General features: G+C 44.2%; 21 protein-coding genes and 3 tRNA genes. 11 read left to right on the top strand and 13 right to left on the bottom strand.

Features of this window, described 5'->3' with window-relative positions; genetic code table 11:
- The 12 genes from tuf to def all read right to left on the bottom strand — a co-directional run.
- Window positions 1-1,042, bottom strand: a 1,042-nt coding sequence (gene tuf / locus H150_RS0111810) for an elongation factor Tu (protein WP_019959270.1), incomplete at its 3' end; no start/stop codon positions are given.
- 82 nt (window positions 1,043-1,124) lie between these two features.
- Window positions 1,125-1,199, bottom strand: a tRNA-Thr gene (locus H150_RS0111805).
- A gap of 19 nt (window positions 1,200-1,218) precedes the next feature.
- A tRNA-Gly gene (locus tag H150_RS0111800) sits at window positions 1,219-1,292 on the bottom strand.
- 31 nt (window positions 1,293-1,323) lie between these two features.
- Window positions 1,324-1,407, bottom strand: a tRNA-Tyr gene (locus H150_RS0111795).
- Window positions 1,408-1,505: 98 nt separating this feature from the next.
- Window positions 1,506-1,760, bottom strand: coding sequence for a YfhL family 4Fe-4S dicluster ferredoxin (locus H150_RS0111790; RefSeq protein WP_019959269.1), 255 nt, complete (start codon window positions 1,758-1,760; stop codon window positions 1,506-1,508).
- A gap of 83 nt (window positions 1,761-1,843) precedes the next feature.
- Window positions 1,844-2,410, bottom strand: a complete 567-nt coding sequence (rsmD, locus tag H150_RS0111785; protein WP_026353679.1) for a 16S rRNA (guanine(966)-N(2))-methyltransferase RsmD — start codon at window positions 2,408-2,410, stop codon at window positions 1,844-1,846.
- A 48-nt stretch (window positions 2,411-2,458) separates the two neighbouring features.
- Window positions 2,459-3,736, bottom strand: coding sequence for a sigma-54-dependent transcriptional regulator (locus H150_RS0111780; RefSeq protein WP_019959267.1), 1,278 nt, complete (start codon window positions 3,734-3,736; stop codon window positions 2,459-2,461).
- Window positions 3,736-5,850, bottom strand: a complete 2,115-nt coding sequence (locus tag H150_RS0111775; protein ID WP_019959266.1) for an ATP-binding protein — start codon at window positions 5,848-5,850, stop codon at window positions 3,736-3,738. Before H150_RS0111775 ends, H150_RS0111780 begins: the two co-directional genes overlap by 1 nt.
- A gap of 3 nt (window positions 5,851-5,853) precedes the next feature.
- Window positions 5,854-6,441, bottom strand: coding sequence for a DUF4390 domain-containing protein (locus H150_RS0111770; RefSeq protein WP_026353678.1), 588 nt, complete (start codon window positions 6,439-6,441; stop codon window positions 5,854-5,856).
- Entirely contained in the window at window positions 6,407-7,663 is a 1,257-nt protein-coding gene (rsmB, locus tag H150_RS0111765) for a 16S rRNA (cytosine(967)-C(5))-methyltransferase RsmB (protein ID WP_019959264.1), read from the bottom strand. Before rsmB ends, H150_RS0111770 begins: the two co-directional genes overlap by 35 nt.
- Window positions 7,660-8,592, bottom strand: coding sequence for a methionyl-tRNA formyltransferase (gene fmt / locus H150_RS0111760; protein WP_019959263.1), 933 nt, complete (start codon window positions 8,590-8,592; stop codon window positions 7,660-7,662). The genes rsmB and fmt overlap by 4 nt, the downstream gene beginning before the upstream one ends.
- Window positions 8,592-9,089, bottom strand: coding sequence for a peptide deformylase (def, locus tag H150_RS0111755; protein WP_019959262.1), 498 nt, complete (start codon window positions 9,087-9,089; stop codon window positions 8,592-8,594). The genes fmt and def overlap by 1 nt, the downstream gene beginning before the upstream one ends.
- 168 nt (window positions 9,090-9,257) lie before the next feature.
- Between def and H150_RS0111750 the strand changes: the two genes are divergently transcribed.
- The 11 genes from H150_RS0111750 (at window position 9,258) to phoR (ending at window position 22,092) form a co-directional block, all read left to right on the top strand.
- A complete protein-coding gene (locus H150_RS0111750) occupies window positions 9,258-10,523 on the top strand; it encodes a LysM peptidoglycan-binding domain-containing protein (RefSeq protein WP_019959261.1) in 1,266 nt (421 codons plus the stop codon).
- Between the two features lie 54 nt (window positions 10,524-10,577).
- Window positions 10,578-11,675: a DNA-processing protein DprA gene (gene dprA, locus H150_RS0111745; protein WP_019959260.1), complete on the top strand. Its 1,098-nt coding sequence runs from the start codon at window positions 10,578-10,580 to the stop codon at window positions 11,673-11,675.
- A 16-nt stretch (window positions 11,676-11,691) separates the two neighbouring features.
- Window positions 11,692-12,150, top strand: coding sequence for a DUF494 family protein (locus tag H150_RS0111740; protein ID WP_019959259.1), 459 nt, complete (start codon window positions 11,692-11,694; stop codon window positions 12,148-12,150).
- Between the two features lie 98 nt (window positions 12,151-12,248).
- Window positions 12,249-14,567: a type I DNA topoisomerase gene (topA, locus tag H150_RS0111735; RefSeq protein WP_019959258.1), complete on the top strand. Its 2,319-nt coding sequence runs from the start codon at window positions 12,249-12,251 to the stop codon at window positions 14,565-14,567.
- 287 nt (window positions 14,568-14,854) lie between these two features.
- Window positions 14,855-15,244: a D-ribose pyranase gene (rbsD, locus tag H150_RS0111730; protein ID WP_019959257.1), complete on the top strand. Its 390-nt coding sequence runs from the start codon at window positions 14,855-14,857 to the stop codon at window positions 15,242-15,244.
- Between the two features lie 9 nt (window positions 15,245-15,253).
- Complete coding sequence (locus tag H150_RS0111725) at window positions 15,254-16,747, top strand: sugar ABC transporter ATP-binding protein (RefSeq protein ID WP_019959256.1); 1,494 nt, start codon at window positions 15,254-15,256, stop codon at window positions 16,745-16,747.
- Window positions 16,734-17,678 (top strand): ribose ABC transporter permease, encoded by a 945-nt coding sequence (rbsC, locus tag H150_RS0111720; RefSeq protein WP_019959255.1) that lies wholly within the window; start codon window positions 16,734-16,736, stop codon window positions 17,676-17,678. The genes H150_RS0111725 and rbsC overlap by 14 nt, the downstream gene beginning before the upstream one ends.
- Window positions 17,679-17,694: 16 nt before the next feature.
- The gene (gene rbsB / locus H150_RS0111715) at window positions 17,695-18,624 is read left to right on the top strand and encodes a ribose ABC transporter substrate-binding protein RbsB (protein ID WP_019959254.1); all 930 of its coding nucleotides are present in this window, start codon (window positions 17,695-17,697) and stop codon (window positions 18,622-18,624) included.
- A 190-nt stretch (window positions 18,625-18,814) separates the two neighbouring features.
- Window positions 18,815-19,951 carry a glutamate 5-kinase gene (proB, locus tag H150_RS0111710; RefSeq protein ID WP_019959253.1) on the top strand — a complete coding sequence of 379 codons (1,137 nt, stop codon included), beginning with the start codon at window positions 18,815-18,817 and terminating at the stop codon, window positions 19,949-19,951.
- Between the two features lie 98 nt (window positions 19,952-20,049).
- Entirely contained in the window at window positions 20,050-20,748 is a 699-nt protein-coding gene (gene phoB / locus H150_RS0111705) for a phosphate regulon transcriptional regulator PhoB (protein ID WP_019959252.1), read from the top strand.
- Window positions 20,749-22,092, top strand: a complete 1,344-nt coding sequence (gene phoR, locus H150_RS0111700; protein ID WP_019959251.1) for a phosphate regulon sensor histidine kinase PhoR — start codon at window positions 20,749-20,751, stop codon at window positions 22,090-22,092.
- Between the two features lie 66 nt (window positions 22,093-22,158).
- Here the strand turns inward: phoR and H150_RS14410 are convergent, their stop codons facing one another.
- Window positions 22,159-22,656 (bottom strand): MaoC/PaaZ C-terminal domain-containing protein, encoded by a 498-nt coding sequence (locus H150_RS14410; RefSeq protein ID WP_019959250.1) that lies wholly within the window; start codon window positions 22,654-22,656, stop codon window positions 22,159-22,161.
- Window positions 22,657-22,753: the final 97 nt, after the last annotated feature.

Below are 22,753 nucleotides of genomic sequence, written 5' to 3'. Positions count from 1 at the left end.
CACCCAAAGTAACTGCACCAGTTACGTCAGTTGTACGGAAGTAGAACTGTGGACGGTAGTTAGCGAAGAATGGAGTATGACGGCCACCCTCTTCTTTAGACAATACGTAAACTTCAGCAGTAAATGTAGTGTGAGGTTTGATAGTACCTGGCTTAGCCAATACTTGACCACGCTCAACGTCTTCACGTTTAGTACCACGCAATAATACACCTACGTTGTCGCCAGCTTGACCTTCGTCCAACAATTTACGGAACATCTCAACGCCCGTACAAGTTGTTTTAACAGTGTCTTTCAAACCAACGATTTCGATCTCTTCACCAACTTTAACGATACCGCGCTCGATACGACCAGTCACAACAGTACCACGACCAGAAATAGAGAACACGTCTTCGATTGGCAACAAGAATGGTTTGTCAACAGCACGTTCTGGAGTAGGGATGTAAGAATCCAAAGCTGCAGCCAATTCCAAGATTGCTGGTTCGCCGATTGCTGATTGGTCGCCTTCCAAGGCTTTCAATGCAGAACCTTTGATGATTGGGCAGTCGTCGCCTGGGAAGTCGTAGCTTGACAACAAGTCACGGATTTCCATCTCAACCAATTCCAACAACTCTTCGTCGTCAACCATGTCACATTTGTTCATGAATACCAAGATGTAAGGCACGCCTACTTGACGACCCAACAAGATGTGTTCACGAGTTTGTGGCATAGGACCATCAGCTGCTGAACATACCAAAATCGCGCCATCCATTTGAGCCGCGCCAGTAATCATGTTTTTAACATAGTCGGCGTGACCTGGACAGTCTACGTGAGCGTAGTGACGAGTTTCAGTTTCGTATTCAACGTGTGAAGTATTAATGGTAATACCACGTGCTTTTTCTTCAGGCGCGTTGTCGATTTGATCGTAAGCTTTAGCAGCACCACCAAATGCTTTAGACAATACTGTGCACAAAGCAGCAGTCAAAGTAGTTTTACCATGGTCAACGTGACCAATGGTGCCAACGTTTACGTGCGGTTTGCTCCGCTCGAATTTTTCTTTAGCCATGGCTATTCCTAAGTCCTATTTTGTTTGTTGCAAAATAAATCAGATAAACAAAACCACAAAAAATTTGGTGTTGCTAATATTTTGGTGCCCATGGGCAGATTCGAACTGCCGGCCTCTCCCTTACCAAGGGAGTGCTCTACCCCTGAGCTACATGGGCCTAACTATTGTGTTTCGTTTGGAGCGGGTGAAGGGAATCGAACCCTCACCATAAGCTTGGAAGGCTTCTGCTCTACCATTGAGCTACACCCGCGCTACAACCCCAACCGCTACTGCAAATCTTGTGGTGGAGGGAGAAGGATTCGAACCTTCGAAGCTTTCGCAAGAGATTTACAGTCTCCCCCCTTTGGCCGCTCGGGAATCCCTCCACAAGAGAGGCTGAATATTAAGATGATTCTCACAGTCCGTCAACATTAATTTTCAGTGTTTTTCCGTTTAATTGATTAACAACTTGTTTTTATGATGATTATTTTTTAGCTTCTTGCAACTTTTCGTATTTGTCTTGCAGCTCTGCTTGAGTCTCAGGTTTTTCTTCATCAATCAAAATACAGTCTACTGGACAAACTTGTTGGCATTGCGGCTCATCATAATGACCTACGCACTGTGTACACAAATGCGGATGAATCTCGTAAATTTCATCACCTTGGTAAATCGCATCATTGGGGCACTCTGGCTCACACACATCGCAATTAATGCACTCATCGGTAATAAGCAAAGACATTTCTGTTACCTATAATCAAGCGTTATAAACCCGACATTGTTACAGCTTCGATGCATATTGGCAAATATTTTGCCTGTTGGCAATTATAAATCAATGCTTTGCAGCATGGCCAAACCATAATGACTCTGCCCTGCAGAACCTTGCTTATGCCAAACCAATTGCGAAGGCAACTCTGGCAGTTGTGAAGCTTCAATGTAAATCATACTGTCTTCATGCGACAATTTGATTAAATCCGCCCAAACCAATCCCCAATCTTGCCAACGGTAAGGCGGATCTAAGAAGATGACATCGTAAGGCTTAGAAGCGGCCTGTAAAAATCGCAATGCATCCTGATGGTGAACAAACACATGTTCCAATTGCAATTGACGCACATTCTCTCGCATCACTTGAGCACTCTGACGATTTAACTCCACCACATCCACATGCTCAGCACCGCGCGAAGCTGCTTCAAATGCCATCACGCCACTGCCACCGAACACATCCAACACACGCAAACCATGCAATCGCTGCCCAAGCCAATTGAACACTTGCTCACGCACTCGATCGGGCGTAGGGCGCAAACCTTCGGCCTCATTAAAATGAACAATGCGACGGCGATGCGTACCACCAATAATACGAACTTGTTGTGTGTGTGCTTTATTGTGTTTCATGGTCTTTAAAAATACAAAGCTGCCCAAAGGCAGCCGTTTCAATCAATATTACTCAGTTTTTTCTGCCTGACGTTTGGAAAATTGCACGCCCAACTGTTTGAGCTTACGATACAAATGCGTTCTTTCCAAACCCACTCGCTGCGCCACTCGACTCATATTGCCATTTTCTTGGGTAATATGGTACTCAAAATAACGCTTTTCCAGCTCCTCTCGCAACTCACGCAAAGGCAAATCAAAATTAAAGCCGCCTGAAATATGGTTGGCTTGAGTTTGTTTAAATTGCGACAACAAAGCCGTAACTTGTGGTGCATCTACTGCACCATGCTCTGCATTCAACGCCAAGCTTTTCAGGACGCTTTTGAGTTGCTCTAAATTGCCCGGCCAATCATATTGACGCAAAGCATTTTGGGCTTGTACGGTAAACTTCACCATTGGAATCTGGCGATTTTCAATCAACTCTGCCAACAAATGGTTAATGATGGACACCAAATCATCTGCTTGCTCACGCAAAGCTGGTACTGCCACCATTGAGTTAGCAAAACCATTGATTAAGTCAGATTCGTACTCAGACTGAGTCAACATCTCTTCCAAAGGACGACTGCAATAAGCCACGACACGTGCTGGATATTGCTCTGTTTTTTGCAATAAACCAACCACTGCACGCTGGGCGGCCAATGGCAACTGCGACACATCACCCAAATACAAAACACCATTTTGTGCTTTTTGCAGCAACTCTAAACCATTGTCTATCAATTGCTCAGGTTTGGCAGGTGTCACCCAAGGTGAACCATTATTTAACAAAGTTCTGGCCACCAGTTCAAAAGGTGAGCCTTTTTCACCCGTTAATAATAACGGAAACTTGCCTTTTTGAACTTTAATCAACTGGGTACTTAATTCATCCATCGCAACACTATTGCCCAACTTCTCCAAAGTCAAAGTGCTGGCTTGTTGCATTTGGCCATATTTCAAAGCACGTTGCACTGTGGTCAACAGTTTTTGCAAAGCAATCGGTTTTTCCAAGAAATCCAAAGCACCAATTTTAGTCGCTTCTACAGCAGTATCAATGCTAGCGTGTCCACTCATCATAATGACAGGCATATTCAACTGACCCGATTGCGCCCACTCTTTCAATAAAGTAATGCCATCACAATCTGGCATCCAAATATCGAGTAAAACCATCGCAGGTCTCGTTTGATTGCGCAGTTGACGAGCCGCTTCCGCATCTTCTGCTTCTGCAACGGTATACCCCTCGTCCTGTAAAATTTCAGACAAAAGGTCTCGTATTCCCACCTCATCATCAACAATTAAGATATCTGTACTGCGCATTATTCCTCCATTTTTGGCAATATGATTCGTATGATTGCGCCGCCGGATTCTTGATTGGCTAAGGTAATTTTACCTTGGTGGTCATCAATGATTTTTTTCACCACTGCCAACCCCAACCCAGTTCCGTTTTTCTTATCAGTAATATAAGGCTCAAATGCTTTCGCCAAAATAGCTGGCTGAAAACTCTGGCCATTATTCGCCACTGTCAACGTGACGGTTTGCTCATTCGACCATGCAATAATGTCAACTTGCGGACGCTCTGCAAGCTCTGCTGCTTCTGCTGCATTCTTAAAGATATTGTGCAGTACTTGGCGCATCAATGCCGTATCAATGCGCACCATTAACGGTATATTACCCAAATCCGCCTGAAAATTACAAATAGAACCTTCATACAACACCAAAACTTCATTGACCACTTGGCGCAAATCTTGTTTTACAGGCCGTAAAGAAGGCGAACGCGCATAATTTCGAAAGGCTTCAACCATTTCTTTTAAAGCAGCCACTTGCTTCACAATCGTATCCGTAGAACGCACCAAAATACGGGCATCGTCTTCAGACAATTTGTCTTGAAGTTTCCATGCCAACCGTTCGGCTGATAATTGAATAGGTGTTAATGGATTGCGAATTTCATGCGCCAATCGCTTAGCCACCTCACCCCATGCAGCCTCTTTTTGGGCACTCACCAAATCGGTCACATCATCAAAAATAATCACGGTATGCGACATATCTTCATAGATAATTGGAGCGGCCTTAACGAGCAAAATTTGTGCCTGATCCACGCCAATATAGTCCATTTGCAATGGTGCTGTATCGCCCATTTTCAGACACGTTTCTTCAATGATTTTCGCTAATACGCCCCATTGCGTACCCAGCTGTCCCCATTGTTCTACAGGCAATGTTTCCGCAGCCATCAAATCCATGCCAAGAATTTGTTCTGCACTGTCATTATAAGTACGCAAATAACCATTGGCATTCAATGAGATAACGCCCGTACTTAAACTTGCCAATACCTGCTCCAAGTAAGCCCTAGCAACTTCTTGCTGATGGCGATTTTTTTCTGCCTGTTGTTTGGCAACATCCAATTGCTCTGTCATGCGATTGAATAAACTACTCAAAATACCCATCTCATCGGTACGCAAAACAGGACTTTTTTGACTAAAGTCACCTTGCGCCACCGCCCGTGTCCCATCGGCCAAAGCAGACAAAGGCGCGACAAAACGTCTCGAAAAATAAACCGCAAGCAACAATGCCAAACTGATTGCCAACACCGTTGCCATCAACAACGTCATCACAAAAAAAGCTTGCAAACCTTGTTTGGCATAACTCAATTCAGCATATTTTGCGCGAGCAGCTTCAATTAACACCGCATCTTGCGCAATAGACTCAGGAACGGGCTTACGAAAAAACAAAATAACATTGCTTTCGTCCACCTGTGGAATCATTAGCCAGCCATTGATATATAAAGTATTTTGTACCGATTCTAAATTACCAATCGAGCCATCTTTGTGCAAACGCTGCCAATCTTGTTGTGTCAATTCAGGCCAATCAAACTGCCCACCACCGCCTACTTTTTCTACAAATTTTTTATTTTCTTGATCCCATAAAGCCAATTGTCGATATCCACCTCGCTGTAAGCGACCTGATAACGCCAATGCAACATCATCATGAAAAACCAGCGCTCTAGCCATTTCAATTTGCAACGGCACAGCATCACGCAAAGCATCCTCTACGCTACCATTCAGTGCAACTTTGCTCAAATTCAGGCTGCGTTCTAATGCCACTTCCGTTTCATTGCCAAACCAAGAATCAATACTATGGCGAATAAACTGTGCCGATACACCAAACAAAAACAAACCCGGTAATATGGCAACAATGGCAAACATCATGGTCAATCTTTTGGCAATACGCGCACCAAATACACGCTTGCGTCCATCTCGCCACAACTGCCAAACTTGTCTGCCTACCGAAAACAACAACATGCCCAAAGCAAGAGCATTGAACCCGAAAATCCACCAAAAATAGTCGGAAAAAATCGAAGCATGCCCTGTTGCCAATGCCAACATGTACAACAGCAACATCGTAATAATTGCCACAGCAATGACAAATAAACGCACAAATTACTCCGTTTCTACTCTCAAACGCACCCACCCAGAATCCAAGCCCCAAGCTTTGGAAGTCAAAGTATTGATTTGAAATGGTCTTGGTAATTGATGACTGCTCAAACTTAAACGAATTTGCGCATAAATTTGGTCTTTTTCAGCTGCAAGAAATGTATTCACAGGATGAACATCCCATTTCACAATACCGCCAATACTGCGTAAAGCAACTTGTAAATTCGAGTACTCAGTAGAAAACGTTCCTATCGTCACTCGGTATTTGTCCGTTAATGGATGATAAGTCAGTTTATAAGAAATGGGACTGACAGTGTCAGCCCACGGATTGAATCGCAAGTTATAAGCCAAAACTTTCGGTGCAATCAATTGATATTGCAACTGAAAATCCAAAGCAACACCTTGTTTTAAAGCATTGTGCAAAGAAGCTGGCAAGCTGGTTTCAAAACGACTGTTCACCGACAACTGCCCTTGAATACCCAATACCGCTTGAGCACGTTTCACACGAATGCCATCTGCGTGGGCCAGCGTAAAGCCACCCACGCAGATGAAAAGAATACTAAGCTTTATCAATAAGCGAGTAATAGAAACCATCTTGAGTATCATTAGGCAGACAAATGCGCTCGGTGCGTAATGTAGCATCCGAATGACGCTCTAAAAATGCCTGCAATTGCTGTTGATTTTCTTCTGGGAAAATAGAACACGTGGCCAAAAGCATACGACCACCCGATTTTACCGTCGACCATAACACATCCAACAACACATGTTGCTGTTGTGCAACAGATGCAGCATCTTGGCGACGACGCAACCATTTGATATCAGGATGACGCTTCACCACACCCGAAGCGGTACAAGGCACATCCGCTAACACTGCATCAAACGGTTGACCATCATACCAAGCATCTAACTTCGTGGCATCGGCAGCTTTAATTTGAGCAGGCAAACCCAAACGATCTACATTTTCTTGCACACGACGCAAGCGTTTTGAATCTACATCAATCGCCAACAAGTCAATGTCTGCCAACTCCAACAAATGGCCTGTTTTGCCGCCAGGAGCCGCACAAGCATCCAAAATACGTTCACCATTTTGAGGATCTAACAACAAAGCAGCTTGTTGCGCACCCCAATCTTGCACAGAAACAACACCATCGTAAAATTGTGGCAAATTAGCAACAGATGTTGCTTGTTTCAGACGCACAGCTTGTGAACCAAGCAAGGTGGCTTCCAAGCCCTGCTCTGCCAATAAAGCCAAATACGCTTCACCCGTCGTATGGCGCTGATTCACACGCAAGGTCAATGGCGGCGGCAATTGACTGGCTGCCAAAATATTATGCCAATACTTTGGATAGTCTTTTTTTAACTTTTCAACCCACCACTCTGGGAAGTTAAACTTGGCTTCAACATCGTCTTGCAGCACAATTTTTGGCAATTTGCAGCCATCACGAATCACTTGACGCAATACTGCATTGAGCAAAGATTTGAATTTACCATCTGCCAATTTTTGTGATGCTTGTACCGCCTCATTCACCACTGCATGTTGCGCATTTTGCGTATACAGCAATTGATACATCGCCACCATCAATAATGCTTCTAGCTTTGGCTCAGACAAAGGTTTAGGCACGCGCAAACGCAAATAAGCATTCAAACTACCACGATAGCGTTGTGTACCATACGACAAATCTTGCAACGTGCCCCACTCTTGCGCAGTCCACTCTTCTTGCGCTTTTACTTGCGTCAACAAATCAGTCAGATTAGAACCTGCTGCCACTTTTAAATAAATGTGGGCGGCCTGTAATTGAATATTGCCTAAACTCATACTTGTCTTTCAAATGCCTGACCCACCACAACAGTGCGTCCTGCTAAAAATGCAGCCACTGACATGCGTTTGCTGCCACTGGCTTGTAATTCGGTAATGTTCAAAACACCATCTGCTGCTTGCACAGCAATGCCATTTTTATCCACACTTAAAATACTACCCACAGATGCATTCACACTGTTTGCCTGTATTTCACTGCCCCAAATTTTGAACACATCACCATTCAAAGTCGTCCACGCACCGGGAACAGGATTCATCGCGCGAATTTTGTCGTGCACTTGTTGCACAGGCAAATTCCAATCCAATTGGGCATCGGCTTTAGACAGTTTTTGTGCATATGTCACACCCTCGCTAGGCTGCGGCAACGCCACCAAATCAGGCAACTGCGCCAAAGCTTCTACAATGGCTTGAGCACCCAACTCGGTCAAAGCGTCATGTAATTGTGCTGCATTGGTTTGCGCATGAATCGGCGTGGTTTTGGTGAGCAATACATCACCTGTATCCAAACCCACGTCCATTTGCATGATACACACACCAGTTTGAGCATCACCTGCCTCTATGGCTCGCTGAATCGGCGCTGCGCCACGCCAGCGTGGCAACAAAGACGCATGAATATTCAAGCAGCCACGTGCAGGAATGTTCAGGACGCTTGCAGGCAACAACAAGCCATAAGCTGCTACGACCATCACCTCAGCATTCAAATCACGCAATTGCTGTTGAGTCGCTTCGTCTTTCAAATGTTCAGGCTGCCACACAGGCAAAGCATGTTCCAATGCCAAAGTTTTGACAGGCGATGCAGTCAATTTCATACCACGACCTTTAGGACGATCGGGTTGTGTCAAAACAGCGGCCACTTCATGTCCAGCAGCAATCAAGGCAGCCAACGCATGGGCTGCAAAATCAGGCGTACCTGCAAATATGATTCTCATTAGGCTCTTTGGGCTTTTTTCAATTTGTTTTTAATACGGTCTTGCTTCAAGCGTGACAAATGCTGTACAAACACTTTGCCATTCAAATGATCCAATTCATGTTGAACGCAAATCGCCAATAAACCATCAGCATGCAAAGTGAAAGGCTCACCTTTTTCATTCAAAGCTTCGACAGTGACCGTTTCTGAACGGTGCACTTTGTCGTAAATGCCAGGTACAGACAAACAACCTTCTTCATAAACGGTTTCGCCATCACGCTCGGTAATTTTAGCATTGATGAAGACACGCAATTCATTGTGACTTTCTGACAAGTCCATGACCACGACTTGCTCATGCACATTCACTTGCGTTGCAGCCAAACCAATACCATGTGCGGCATACATGGTTTCAGCCATATCTTTAATCAATTGTTGAATGCGTTCATCTACTTGTTCAACAGGCTTGGCAATGATCGCCAAACGCTCATCTGGATATTGTAAAATTTCTAACAGTGCCATCAGGGGACTCCTTAAAACTAAAATGCTGTTGTATATGACTTAATTGACGACAATATCATTGATTTCAAGAGAATGTGATTGAAAAACTAGATTTTATCCATGCAAATCATCTATGATTTAGATAAATTGGCATTCATGTCATTATAGAATTCGAAATAAGGGAAAATCATGCAAAGAACCATTATAACCTTGCTTTGCACTGCAGGCTTAGCTATTTCCACTTCCAGCTTTGCACAAACGCTGAAATTGCGTGCTGACGCTCCTGCTCGTTATACAGTCAAACAAGGCGATACCTTATGGGGCATTTCAGGACGCTATCTGAGCAATCCTTGGCAATGGCCTAAGCTGTGGAATGCCAACCGTACCCAATTGCGCAGCCCCCACCTGATTTATCCAGGTCAAACTTTGGTCTTAAGTTATGTCAATGGGCAACCTGTTCTAGGCTTAGAAGACAGCACTAAAATCCCAGTCATCAAAATTCACCCTGGTGTACGCACAGTCAGTGACGGTTATGGTATTAACACCATCAACATGAATTTGGCGCAAACTTTCATGCAGTCGCCACAAATTATCAGTACCGAAGAAATGAAGAATGCACCTCATTTGATTCAAGGTCCTGACAGCCGCTTGATTTATTCACCCGGTGACCGTGTTTATTCTTATGGCTTAAAAGAACCAGGTACATATTATAGCTACCGTGTAAATAAAGACATTACCGACCCTGATACCAAAAAATTCTTAGGTCGTGAAATCATCATCACCGGTAAATTAGAAACAATTAATTTTAATCCAAGCGCATGGAGTGAGCGTGACACAGTCGCCGACAACAGTCGTTTAAATGATGATGAGTATTACACTTTAAAACACCCTTTATTAAAAATCCCAACCACAACCGCACAACCGATGATGATTCGTGAAATTGGTTCGGAAATTTTAAAAGGTGACTATTTGATGCGTGAGCCTGATTTTATCAAAACAGGCTTTCAATTCATGCCACACGAGCCTTCTGTGCCTGTGAATGCCAAAGTTTTGTCTATTCTGGATGGCGTTAGTGAAGCAGCACAATTTCAAACCATAGCCATCAATCAAGGTTTAAGCCAAGGTATTGATCCTGGTACAGTGATCAGCATCTATCGCAAAATCAACACCACCAAGGTCGAGCGTCGTGGCAATGACGATGGTCCACGCTATGGTCATATTTCCATTCCATCCGAAGAGTTGGCTTTGGCCATGGTATATCAAGCCAATGAAAATATCTCATATGCATTAATTTTAAGCAGTTTAACCAACGTCAGCGTAGGCGATACAGTACGTGAACCAGGTCGTGATTTGGATGATTTCAGCAATCACAGTCCACATGTTCCAAACGAACCACAAGAGCCACATTACTATGAACATGGTAATTACAATCGTGGTGATTACATCAAATATTGATTGTATCTATCAACGCACCTTAGGGTGCGTTTTTAATATCTAGGATATTGAGTCATGAACGATGCCAACCGATTGGCTTATCTTGAATTGGCCCTCACGCCTTATGTCGGTCCTATGACCCTATTAAAAATATTACAATATTTGGATTGTCCTGCTGACATTTGGCAAACACCAAGCTCTGCACTTTCCAACTTAGCCAAACCCAAAGCCATTCAAGCCATACAACAACGTCAAGGCAAACAAGCTTTACAGGACGCTTTAATATGGGAAAGCGAACATGCAAACAACCATTTATTGTCTTTACTAGACGATGATTATCCATTAAATTTAGCGCAAATTGACTCACCGCCTCCTTTATTATTTGCCAAAGGCGATTTGTCTTTATTACACCAACCGAGCATTGCGATTATCGGCAGCCGCCACGCGACAGCCCAAGGCTTACAAAATGCTCACAGATTTGCGGCAGATTTAAGCCAACACAATATGGCGATTGTTTCTGGATTTGCCGCGGGCATCGACACCGCAGCCCATCAAGGCTGTATTCAAGTAAATGGTGCCACTATCGCTGTTTTGGGAACAGGCATAGACCGCGTTTATCCTGCGGCCAATCGCCAATTGGCACATCAAATTTGTGAAAAAGGCTTATTGCTGTCAGAATTCGCCCTTGGAACACCACCTGTTGCGCAAAACTTCCCAAGACGCAACCGCATCATTGCAGCTTTGTCGCAAGCGATTTTGGTGGTTGAAGCGGCTGTGGAATCAGGATCTTTAATTACAGCCCGCTTAGGATTGGAAATGAACAAAGAAGTGATGGCCATACCCGGCTCAATTCACAATCCTCATAGCAAAGGCTGCCATGCTTTGATCAAACAAGGTGCCAAGCTGATTGAATCGGTTCAAGACATTTTGGAAGAATGTATCCTTTTGCCGCAGCTGCACAAAAATACCCATTTTGAGCCAAAAGCCAATACAGACAACCATCCAAATCCATCACCGCTCTTGCAAGCCATGGGTTTTGACCCCATACATCCTGACCAATTGGTCGATAAACTTGGCAGCAGCCTTACAGATGTGTATGCTGAATTATTGGAATTAGAGCTACAAGGTCAGATTGCAGCACTCACAGGTGGTCGTTACCAACGCATTCATTAACCCAACTGGATAGACTATGTTCGATGTCATTGCTTTTTTAATTGAAAACTTCCAAGACTGGGAAACCTGTCCAAAGCAAGATGCTTTAGGCACATTATTAGCCGAAGCAGGCTTTGATGGCGAAGAGATTCGCGATGCTTTAGAATGCTTAGAGCATTTAACCAACAGTTTAAGCATGGATCAAGCCATCTTAGATGATTGCCAATATATTCGTGTTTTCAATCAATATGAGCTCGATGTCTTGCCTGAAGAAGTGATTCATTTATTGAGTTTTTTACAAGCAGAAAGCGGTATTAACTCAACCCAACGTGAGCTCATCATTCACATGCTCACCCAATTGCCCGATGAAGATATTACCGTAGACCATACCAAATTATTGGCATTAATGGTCTTGTGGTTACACCAAAGTGAATTGCCAATTTTGATAGGCGATGAATTATTGGTTGCTTTACACGGTCATACCATGATGCAATAAATAAGGCAGAACGTTCTTGCGCCTTACCAAACGCAGCCTAGACGCTGCGTTTTGCACACTTTGCACCCAAATAATCAAACAATACGAATACTCCTAAAATGGCCAAAAATTTATTAATCGTGGAATCACCTTCCAAAGCCAAAACACTGAAAAAATACTTAGGCGCTGAATTTGAAGTTTTAGCGTCTTACGGCCATGTGCGCGACTTGGTTCCGAAAAGTGGCGCAGTGGATCCTGAAAATGACTTTGCGATGAAATACCAATTGGTCAGTCGCAACAGCAAACACGTTGATGCCATTGTTCAAGCTGCTCGCGAAGCCGAACACGTGTATTTGGCAACCGACCCGGACCGCGAAGGTGAAGCCATTTCTTGGCATTTACAACAAATCTTAGATGGCAAACGCGGCCTGAAAACTTTGCCCAAAGAGCGTGTGGTGTTTCATGAAGTCACCAAAAAAGCGGTTTTAGAGGCCATTCAAAATCCACGCCCGATTTCACAAGAATTGGTCGATGCGCAACAAGCCCGCCGTGCTTTGGATTATTTGGTTGGTTTTAATTTATCGCCATTGTTGTGGAAAAAAATTCGTCGTGGTTTGTCAGCAGGTCGTGTGCAAAGTCCTGCTTTGCGTTTGATTTGTGAACGTGAAAACGAAATCAAAGCATTTACCGAACAAGAATATTGGTCTGTACATTTGGACAGCCACAAAGGTCGCAGCAAATTTTCAGCCCGCTTAACTCATTATGAGGGTGAAAAATTAGACCAATTTGCTTTGCCAAATGACGCATCTCAAGCCAAAGTCATCGCTAACTTAACAGGCAATGAAGCCAAAATTGCCAAAATTGAAAAGAAAAAACGCAGCCGCAACCCAGCCGCACCGTTTACCACTTCAACTTTGCAACAAGAAGCCGTACGCAAATTGGGTATGACCACTGACCGTACCATGCGCACTGCACAACAATTGTACGAAGGCATCGATGTCGGTCAAGGCGCGATTGGTTTGATTTCATACATGCGTACTGACTCAGTCAGTTTGTCTGAAGATGCTTTGGTTGAAATTCGCCATTACATTGAAAACAAAATCGACAAACAATTTTTGCCGAGCAAAGCCAATACCTACAAAACCAAATCGAAAAATGCCCAAGAAGCGCATGAATCTATCCGTCCTACTTCGGTTTACAGGACGCCTGAAGAAGTGAAACCGTTTTTGAGCAGCGACCAATTCCGTTTGTACCAAATGATTTGGAAACGCACAGTCGCATGTCAAATGACACCTGCGAAATTCGATTTGACTTCGGTTGACATTGAAATGGGTGAAGGCATCTTCCGCACCACAGGTCAAGTGCAAACCTTCGCTGGCTTTTTGAGCGTGTACGAAGAAGACACTGATGACGATGACGATGGCGAAGAAGGCAGCAAAAAATTGCCGGAAATGAACGAAGGCGACGTTTTGCCCGTCGATGCTTTGCGTGGCGAACAACACTTTACTCAACCACCACCACGTTACACGGAAGCGTCTTTGGTGAAAGCTTTGGAAGAATTTGGCATCGGCCGTCCATCGACTTACGCCAGTATCATTTCTACACTCAAAGACCGTGAATATGTCACCCTAGACCAAAAGCGTTTTACGCCAACGGACACAGGCGACATTGTGAACAAGTTTTTAACCGAGCATTTTGGTCAATACGTCGATTACAATTTCACCGCTAAACTGGAAGACCAACTCGACGATATTGCCAATGGCAAACGCGCTTGGCAACCGGTGATGAAATCATTTTGGAAAGACTTTGACAAACAAGTCAAAGAAAAAGAAGACATTCCGCGCGCACAAATCACCTCAGAAGATTTGGAAGAAGATTGTCCAAAATGTGGTCAACACAAATTGATGATTAAATTTGGCAAACGCGGCCGCTTCATCGCTTGCCACGGTTATCCTGAATGCGATTACACCCGCAACGTCAACGAAACCGCGGAAGAAGCCGCCAAAGCTGCCGAAGAGCCGACCGAAGTAGAAGGCCGCTTTTGTCCCAAATGCAATGGTCAATTGATTTACAAAAAAGGTCGTTTCGGTAAATTCATCGGTTGCAGCAATTACAAAAGCAAGCCTAAATGTACTTACATCGAGCCTTTAGAGAAAAAAGACTCGGGCGTCGCTTGCCCGAAATGTGGCAAAGGTCATTTGATTGAGCGCAAGAGCCGTTTTGGCAAATTGTTTTACAGCTGTGAAACCTATCCAGATTGCGATTACGCCGTTTGGAACCCACCAATCAACGAAGCTTGTCCAAAATGTAATTGGCCATTATTGACCATCAAAGTGACCAAGCGTCGTGGCACTGAAAAAGTGTGTCCACAAAAAGAGTGTGGTCATGCTGAGCAAATCGAAGCACCAGAGGCTAAAAAAGAAACCAACGCCGAATAAGCAATTCCAAACCTGATTAAATCAAACTCAGCGTCCTGTAAACATTTACAGGACGCTTTTTGATATCTAATGCCTCATAAATATAGAAATGAATATGAACATTTATTGCAAAATTTAAATGCCATAGTTATAAAAACCCCATTAATTGAATTAATTAAGCAAATTTACACTCAAAGAATCCATTAATTTGATAATATTACACCTTTTTCCAAACCAAACCACGAACAGGTGAAGATGATGGTCATCAAAATAATCATACATCATCAACACTTTAAGGCTCTCAACGCATGAAAAAACATGGCATCTTAAACCGCGAATTGGCGGGTATTTTTGCAAAATTGGGACATACCGACACCATTGTCATTGCAGACTGTGGCTTACCCGTTCCTGCGGGTGTGACATGCATCGATTTGGCATACGCTTTGCACAAGCCCAGTTTTGAAGATGTGCTCAATGCTGTATTAGCAGATTTGGTCGTAGAGAAAAGTGTGTGCGCCAGTGAAATCACGGCACACAACCAAAGCCTCGACCAACACATTCAAAATTTGAACTTGCACACAGAATATGTTTCCCATGAAGCATTCAAACAGCAATGTGCCCAAGCCAAAGTCATCATCCGCACAGGTGAGGCCACACCTTACGCCAATATCATCTTGCAAAGCGGCGTGATTTTTTAAGGAGGCTCCATGATACACATGACAGGCATTTGCAAAGCCTTCAGCAGCAACCAAGTCTTAAATGGCGTAGAGTTCGAGCTAAAAAATGGTGAAATCCATGCTTTGATGGGCGAAAACGGTGCTGGCAAATCTACTTTGATGAAAATTTTAAGCGGTATTCATCAAAAAGACAGCGGCAGCATCACCGTCGATGGGCAGGAAAAAATTTTCAAAAATGTGCGTGATTCTGAAGCTTGTGGCATTCACGTCATCCACCAAGAGTTGAACATTTTGCCAGACTTATCGGTGGCAGAAAATCTTTTCTTAGGCAAAGAGTTGACTTATGGTTTTGGTATTTTAAAGCGCAAAGAAATGCAACGCCAAACCTATGAATTACTGTGTAAATTGGGCTTGGACATTGATCCAAAAACCCGCGCAGGTGATTTGTCTGTGGGCAAGCAACAGCTGGTTGAAATCGCCAAAGCCATCGCCTCTGACGCCAAATACATTGTGATGGATGAACCGACGGCGGCTTTGACCGATCGCGAAATCCAAACTTTGTTTGAAACCGTGCGTGAATTGAAAAGCAAAGGCATTTCTTTTGTTTACATTTCTCACCGCATGGAAGAAATTTTTGCCATTTGCGACCGCATCACCATTTTGCGTGATGGGCAATACGCAGGTGTGCGCAACATTCCAGAAACCAATTTCGACGAAATTGTGGCGATGATGGTAGGTCGTGAACTGGGTGAGCGTTTTCCTGAACGCAATGCCAATATTGGCGAAGTGAAATTATCGGTACGCAATTTGTCAGCGTCCAAAGCATTCGACAATGTGTCATTTGATTTGCGCAAAGGCGAAGTCTTGGTTTTTGCGGGTTTGATGGGTTCAGGCCGCACAGAGGTTGCGCAAACCCTCTTTGGTCACCGCAAAGCCCAACAAGGGCAAATCCACATCGATGGTCAAAGCGTCAGCATCAAAAATCCGATTCAAGCCATGCGCCACAAAATCGCATTTGTCACCGAAGACCGCAAAACCGAAGGTTTGGTTTTGGACTTTTCGATTCGTGACAACATCATGTTGCCCAATTTTGACAAAACTTGTCGCGCAGGCATTACTCAAATTCAAGCCGAGCGTGAGTTTGTACAAAGCTTCATCGAACAGCTTGCCATCCGCACCACCAATGCCGAATTGGCTGCCAAATCTTTATCAGGCGGCAATCAACAAAAAGTGGTTTTAGCCAAATGGTTGGGCACAGATCCAGATATTTTGATTTTGGACGAACCTACTCGTGGCGTGGATATTGGCGCTAAAAAAGAAATTTACAACATCATCAATCAGCTTGCAGAAGCAGGAGTCGCAATTCTCATGATTTCCTCAGAATTACCCGAGGTGATAGGCATGGCCGACCGTGTATTGGTTATGCATGAAGGCCGCATGACCGGTGAAGTCACCCAAGAAAACATGACCCAAGAACACATTATGCATTTTGCCACAGGAGGTGAAAAACATGTCCTCCACTAATCCAACCAAAGCGTTGTTATCGCGTTTGGGCCCTTTTTTCGGTTTGATTTTATTGGTGATTATCATCAGCGCCATGAATCCAAACTTCTTAACTGCCAACAATTTACTCAATGTTTTGCGCCAAGTCTCTATCAGCGCATTGATTGCGTTTGGCATGACTTTTGTGATTTTGACTCGTGGCATTGATTTATCAGTAGGCTCCACTTTGGCTTTAACTGGCGCGGTTGCAGCCTCCATGCTCGCTGGTGGTTATGACCCTATTTTAGCCATGATGATAGCCATGTTATTAGGTCTAGGCTTAGGTTTAATCAATGGCTTAATCATCACCAAAGGCAAAGTCGCTCCGTTCATTGCTACGCTGGCAACCATGACCATTTACCGCGGTTTGACTTTGGCTTATACCGATGGTCGTCCTGTATCAGGCTTGGGCGATTCGGTGGCCTTCCAAATGATGGGCAAAGGTTACATGTTAGGCTTACCGATGCCTGTGGTGACCATGATCATCGCTTTCGCTGTGTTGTATTTCATCTTGCACCACACGACTTTTGGTCGCCGTGTATATGCAGTGGGCGGCAATGAAGAGGCCTCTAAATTATCAGGTATCAACATCGACCGCATCAAAATCGGCGTGTATGCATTAACAGGTTTATTGGCTTCTATCTCAGCTTTGATTTTAACTTCACGCTTGAATTCAGCCCAACCAACTGCTGGTACATCGTATGAATTGGATGCGATTGCTGCTGTGGTTTTGGGTGGTACATCTTTGAATGGTGGCCGTGGTTGGATTTTTGGCACTTTGGTTGGTGCTTTGATTATCGGTGTTTTGAACAACGGCATGAACTTGATTGGTGTTTCATCTTTCTACCAATTGGTAGTTAAAGGCGTCGTTATTTTATTAGCGGTTTTATTAGACCGTAAAAAAGAAGCTTAAACAAAAGGAATTTCTCATGAAAAAGTATTTCACCCTGATGATGGCAACATTTGCCTTATTTTGGTTAGCCGCTTGTTCTCTGGAATCAGGTTCCAGCAGCACCACACCTGCGGCATCTAGCCAAACTGCTCAAAGTGGCGACAAAACCATTGGCATGTCTATTTCTACGTTAAACAACCCGTTCTTTGTCACATTGGGTGATTCAGCGAAAACCAAAGCAGCCGCATTGGGTGCCAGCTTAACCGTCGTAGATGCTCAAAACGATGCGTCTAAGCAAGCAGCCGACGTGGAAGATTTGATTCAACAAGGCGTGAAATTAATTATCATCAATCCTGTTGATTCTGCAGCTGTGGTTTCAGTAATTGAATCTGCAAACAAAGCGGGCATTCCTGTCATTACCGTTGACCGCTCTGCTAACGGCGGCAATGTCTTCTCACACATTGCTTCTGACAACGTTGCAGGTGGTAAATTGGCGGGTGAATACTTATTGACATTGGTGCCTGAAGGCTCTGAAGTGGCGATGTTAGAAGGTGTAGCAGGTTCGTCTGCTGCCATCGAACGTGGCGAAGGCTTTACCAAAGCGGTAACAGGCAAATTGAATATTGTGACCAGCCAAACTGCTGATTTTGATCGCTCAAAAGGTTTGACTGTAATGGAAAACATCTTACAAGCTCAGCCTAATGTGAAAGCAGTTTTCGCACAAAATGACGAAATGGCTTTGGGTGCTTTGGAAGCCGTTGCTGCTGCGAAAAAAGACATCGTAGTCATTGGTTTTGATGCCACTGAAGATGCCGTAGCCAAAGTCAAAGCAGGCAAATTGGCTGCCACTGTGGAACAACAACCTGCTTTGATTGGCGAAGAAGCCATCAATGCAGCGGTGAAACATTTCAATGGTGAAAATGTTGAAAAAGCGATTCCTGTACAATTGAAATTGGTTACCAAATAATCAATTGCCAATTCGTTTTCAAAGCGTCCTGTAAAGTTTACAGGACGCTTTTTTATGGCGATTTTGTCTGATGGTAACGATCATTCACATAGATAAGCGTCCTGTAAACACACCAGCCAATCGGCTTGGCTTTCAGTGTCTGCACAAATGAATTATCATAACGGTCTTGTTGTTGTGAGCTCAAAATACCATGAAATCCATCAGTGAAGCACATACTCTCGTCATCAAAGTCGGCTCTAGTTTGGTTACTGCCGAAGGCAAAGGCGTAGACTTAGAAGCCCTAGCCAAATGGGCAGCCCAAATCGCTCAACTCAAAGCCCAAGGCAAACAAGTCGTGTTTGTGTCCAGCGGTGCCATTGCCGAGGGCATCAAGCGCTTGGGTTGGAAATCACGCCCCAAAGCCTTGAATGAATTACAGGCCGCCGCTGCTATTGGTCAAATGGGGTTAGCGCAGGCTTACGAAGAGGTGTTTGCAGAACATGGGATTCAAACTGCCCAAATCCTGCTCACCCACGACGATTTGAGCAATCGTACCCGCTATTTGAATGCGCGTTCGACTTTGCGTACTTTGCTCGATTGGAATGTCGTTCCCATCATCAATGAAAACGATACGGTCACCACCAGCGAAATCAAACTGGGTGACAACGATACGTTGGGCGCTTTGGTCACCAATTTGATTGAAGCCGATGCCTTATTGATTTTGACCGATCAAAGCGGCCTGTATGACAGCGACCCTCGCAAAAATCCCAATGCCAAATTCATACATGAAATCGAAGCCAATCATCCTGATTTAGAATCGATGGCAGGTGGCGCAGGTTCTGCTGTGGGCACAGGCGGCATGTATACCAAAGTCATCGCGGCCAAACGGGCGGCTTTAAGTGGCGCGGCGACTTTGATTGCATCAGGTCATGAACCTGATTTGCTCTTGCGTTTGTGTCAAGGTGAACGTATTGGTACTTGGTTGACTCCAAACCGTTCACGCTTGTCTGCACGCCAACAATGGATTATGGGTCATTTGCAATTTTCAGGCAAAGTCACCATCGATGCTGGTGCTGCCATTGCCCTAAGCCAAAAACACTCCAGCTTATTGCCTATCGGCTGTATTGGCGTACAAGGACAGTTTTTACGTGGTGCGGTCATTTCTGTGGTCAATCCTGATGGCGAAGAAGTGGCTCGTGGTTTGACCAATTACAGCAGTGATGAAATCGAGAAAATTTTGCGCCAACCATCGCATCAAATTGAAGCGATTTTGGATTATGTGGCTGAAGAAGAAGTATTGCATCGTGACAACTTGGTCATACGTTCTGCATTTAAAACAGCTTCATAAAACGATTTGTCACACAAATGATGGCACTGTCACAATAACGTCATACCAGCACTTTATGCTCTTGCTTTAAACAAGCTGATAGGCACAAAGGAAATACCATGAGTAACATTAATGTCTTGGTGGTCGAAGATGAAGCAGCCATTTTGACTTTGATTCGATTTACATTGGAACAAGCTGGTTTCAACGTCACCAGTTGTGGCAGTGTGGAAGAGGCAAGGCCACATTTGCTCGAAAAGCTGCCCGATGTGGTTTTGCTCGATTGGATGTTGCCGGGAACATCTGGCATACAATTGACCAAGCAATTGCGCCAAGATGCCCGTACCAAAGATTTACCCATCATTTTATTGACTGCCCGAAGCGATGATGTGGATAAAGAAATGGGCTTGAATTTGGGTTCTGACGATTACTTGACTAAGCCTTTTTCACCACGAGAATTGGTCGCTCGCGTCAATGCTTTGTTGCGTCGCCGTGCACCACAAAAAACCAGTGAAGTGATTGCTTTGGCAGGTTTAGAGCTAGATCCTAACGAACACACTGTCCGCGGCAATGGTCAATCGATTCATTTTGGTCCAACCGAATTCAAATTATTACATTTTTTCATGACCCATGCTGACCGTGTCTATACCCGCCGTCAATTGCTGGATTTGGTATGGGGCGACCACGTATTTGTAGAAGAACGTACCGTCGATGTTCACATTCGTCGCTTGCGTCGGGCTTTAAGCACTGCACAATTGGAACATTTACTACAAACCGTTCGCGGTGCAGGTTATCGTTTCTCGCAAAAAGAAAGCCAATAAATGAGCCGATTTGCGCTGCACTGCATTCGTGTGATTTTATCTTTCGCTGTCTGTGGTGCGATTGTCGGCATGATTTGGAAACAAAGCTACGGCTTTATCACGTTTTTAAGCTTGCTCTCCATTTGGCTGTTCACACACTTATGGCAAATCAGCCAATTGATTACATGGTTAGAGCGACCTAAGCCTTCCAATGCACCCAGCGGCATTGGTATTTGGCAACAAATTTTTGCGACTTTGACCCGACAAGCCAAAAGCCGTAAACGTCGCAAACAAAAAATCGTGCAATCTTTGCAACGCTTGTACAAAGCATTTGAAGTGATGCCTGATGGCGTGTTGATTTTAAATCAAGATGGCAGAATTGAATGGATGAACTCGGTGGCACGAGAACATTTTTTATTGAAAACGGAAGACACTGGCGGTATTTTGGCCAACTTGGTGCGTCAACCCAGTTTTCATCAATTCATGGACAACAAAGACACAGACGAAATCAAACTGACTTTACCAACCAACAAAGGCTTAAGCCGCCATGTTATGCTCAAATGTACTGATTTTGATAAAAATCTACAACTCTTGGTCAGCCAAGATATCACTCGCATCGAGCAAATCAATCAAACCCGTACCGATTTTGTCGCCAATGTCTCACATGAATTGCGCACGCCTTTGACTGTCATCAACGGCTTTGTCGAAACCATGCAAGATTATCCACAATTGCCTACTGAACAACGCATACAATTTCTAGATTTAATGAAAAAAGACAGTGATCGTATGTTGGCCTTATTGGATGATTTATTGACTCTGTCGCGCTTGGAAGCCACCAAAGACAGCGACCAATTGCAACCCATTCATTTATCCGCCATGGTAGGGCAATTGATACAAGAAGGTATCATTTTGTCTGCGGACAAACAAACGTTTGATACGGAAATCAGTGCCAATATTTGGGTCAAAGGCATACAACTAGACTTATACAATGCTTTGAGCAACTTGGTTTTCAATGCGGTACGCTACAACCATGAAGGTGGTCACATTCAAATCAGCTTGGAAGCCCATGATGACCACACCGTCACCTTCAGCGTCACCGACAACGGTCCTGGTATTGCCTCAGAGCACATTCCCCGCTTAACCGAACGCTTTTACCGTGTCGATACAGGCCGCTCACGTGCCAGCGGTGGTACAGGTCTGGGTTTGGCCATTACCAAACATGCATTGGCCGAACATGGTAGCCAATTGTTGGTTGAAAGCCAGTTGGGTATCGGTAGCACATTCAGCGCCCAGTTTGACACCATTCAAGAACCACAACGGGTATCTTTATTGGGAAATATTGAAACCGAAACAACACAATCTTAAAGTCATCTCCCATCTAAAAAGCGTCCTGTAAATTTACAGGACGCTTTGTCTATTTGTTTTACAAACTTATAACAATGCCGCAAAATGCTCATTCGGTGCTTCAGGCACAGCCACTTCACCCAAGCATAACAATTCGTGTTCTATGCTGATAGCAGGCGCAATAATGGTCGAATTGCCTGTGACCACCACTTTGCCATCTTGATTGACCACTTCGCACGCCAAAGTGACAATTTTTTTGTCGTCACGTTTGTCAGCAACAGTCAAAGTCACAGTCAAAGTATCACCAATATTTACAGGACGCTTAAATTGCAAATCTTGACCCAAATAAATCGTACCAGGGCCAGGAAAGCGTGTACCCAATACCGCTGAAATCAAACCTGCGCTATACATGCCGTGTGCAATCACGCCTTTGAACATGGTTTGTTCGGCATATTCAGGATCCAAATGTGCAGGATTGGTATCTCCCGTTACAGCCGCAAACAACAACACATCTTTGGCCGTCACTGTTTTTTCCAAACCGCCGCTTTGCCCTACTGACAACTCATCGTAAGTAAAATTTTTCATCTCAACTCCATTGGATTGTAATCACGACTCATTAGGTCGATTTTTAGAAGTTAGATAATACACTAATGATGAATTTATCATAATTAATTTGTCACTC

The sequence above is a fragment of the Vitreoscilla stercoraria DSM 513 genome (assembly GCF_000382305.1).
GTDB classification, from domain to species: Bacteria; Pseudomonadota; Gammaproteobacteria; order Burkholderiales; family Neisseriaceae; genus Vitreoscilla; species Vitreoscilla stercoraria.
This window is presented reverse-complemented; position numbering and strand designations above follow the sequence as displayed.

Bases quoted from the DNA above. Each gene is read 5' to 3' on its own strand.
- H150_RS0111790 (WP_019959269.1), bottom strand. From the start codon at position 1,760: ATGTCTTTGCTTATTACCGATGAGTGCATTAATTGCGATGTGTGTGAG.
- rsmD (WP_026353679.1), bottom strand. From the start codon at position 2,410: ATGAAACACAATAAAGCACACACACAACAAGTTCGTATTATTGGTGGT.
- H150_RS0111780 (WP_019959267.1), bottom strand. From the start codon at position 3,736: ATGCGCAGTACAGATATCTTAATTGTTGATGATGAGGTGGGAATACGA.
- H150_RS0111770 (WP_026353678.1), bottom strand. From the start codon at position 6,441: ATGGTTTCTATTACTCGCTTATTGATAAAGCTTAGTATTCTTTTCATC.
- rsmB (WP_019959264.1), bottom strand. From the start codon at position 7,663: ATGAGTTTAGGCAATATTCAATTACAGGCCGCCCACATTTATTTAAAA.
- fmt (WP_019959263.1), bottom strand. From the start codon at position 8,592: ATGAGAATCATATTTGCAGGTACGCCTGATTTTGCAGCCCATGCGTTG.
- def (WP_019959262.1), bottom strand. From the start codon at position 9,089: ATGGCACTGTTAGAAATTTTACAATATCCAGATGAGCGTTTGGCGATC.
- H150_RS0111750 (WP_019959261.1), top strand. From the start codon at position 9,258: ATGCAAAGAACCATTATAACCTTGCTTTGCACTGCAGGCTTAGCTATT.
- dprA (WP_019959260.1), top strand. From the start codon at position 10,578: ATGAACGATGCCAACCGATTGGCTTATCTTGAATTGGCCCTCACGCCT.
- H150_RS0111740 (WP_019959259.1), top strand. From the start codon at position 11,692: ATGTTCGATGTCATTGCTTTTTTAATTGAAAACTTCCAAGACTGGGAA.
- topA (WP_019959258.1), top strand. From the start codon at position 12,249: ATGGCCAAAAATTTATTAATCGTGGAATCACCTTCCAAAGCCAAAACA.
- rbsD (WP_019959257.1), top strand. From the start codon at position 14,855: ATGAAAAAACATGGCATCTTAAACCGCGAATTGGCGGGTATTTTTGCA.
- H150_RS0111725 (WP_019959256.1), top strand. From the start codon at position 15,254: ATGATACACATGACAGGCATTTGCAAAGCCTTCAGCAGCAACCAAGTC.
- rbsC (WP_019959255.1), top strand. From the start codon at position 16,734: ATGTCCTCCACTAATCCAACCAAAGCGTTGTTATCGCGTTTGGGCCCT.
- rbsB (WP_019959254.1), top strand. From the start codon at position 17,695: ATGAAAAAGTATTTCACCCTGATGATGGCAACATTTGCCTTATTTTGG.
- proB (WP_019959253.1), top strand. From the start codon at position 18,815: ATGAAATCCATCAGTGAAGCACATACTCTCGTCATCAAAGTCGGCTCT.
- phoB (WP_019959252.1), top strand. From the start codon at position 20,050: ATGAGTAACATTAATGTCTTGGTGGTCGAAGATGAAGCAGCCATTTTG.
- phoR (WP_019959251.1), top strand. From the start codon at position 20,749: ATGAGCCGATTTGCGCTGCACTGCATTCGTGTGATTTTATCTTTCGCT.
- H150_RS14410 (WP_019959250.1), bottom strand. From the start codon at position 22,656: ATGAAAAATTTTACTTACGATGAGTTGTCAGTAGGGCAAAGCGGCGGT.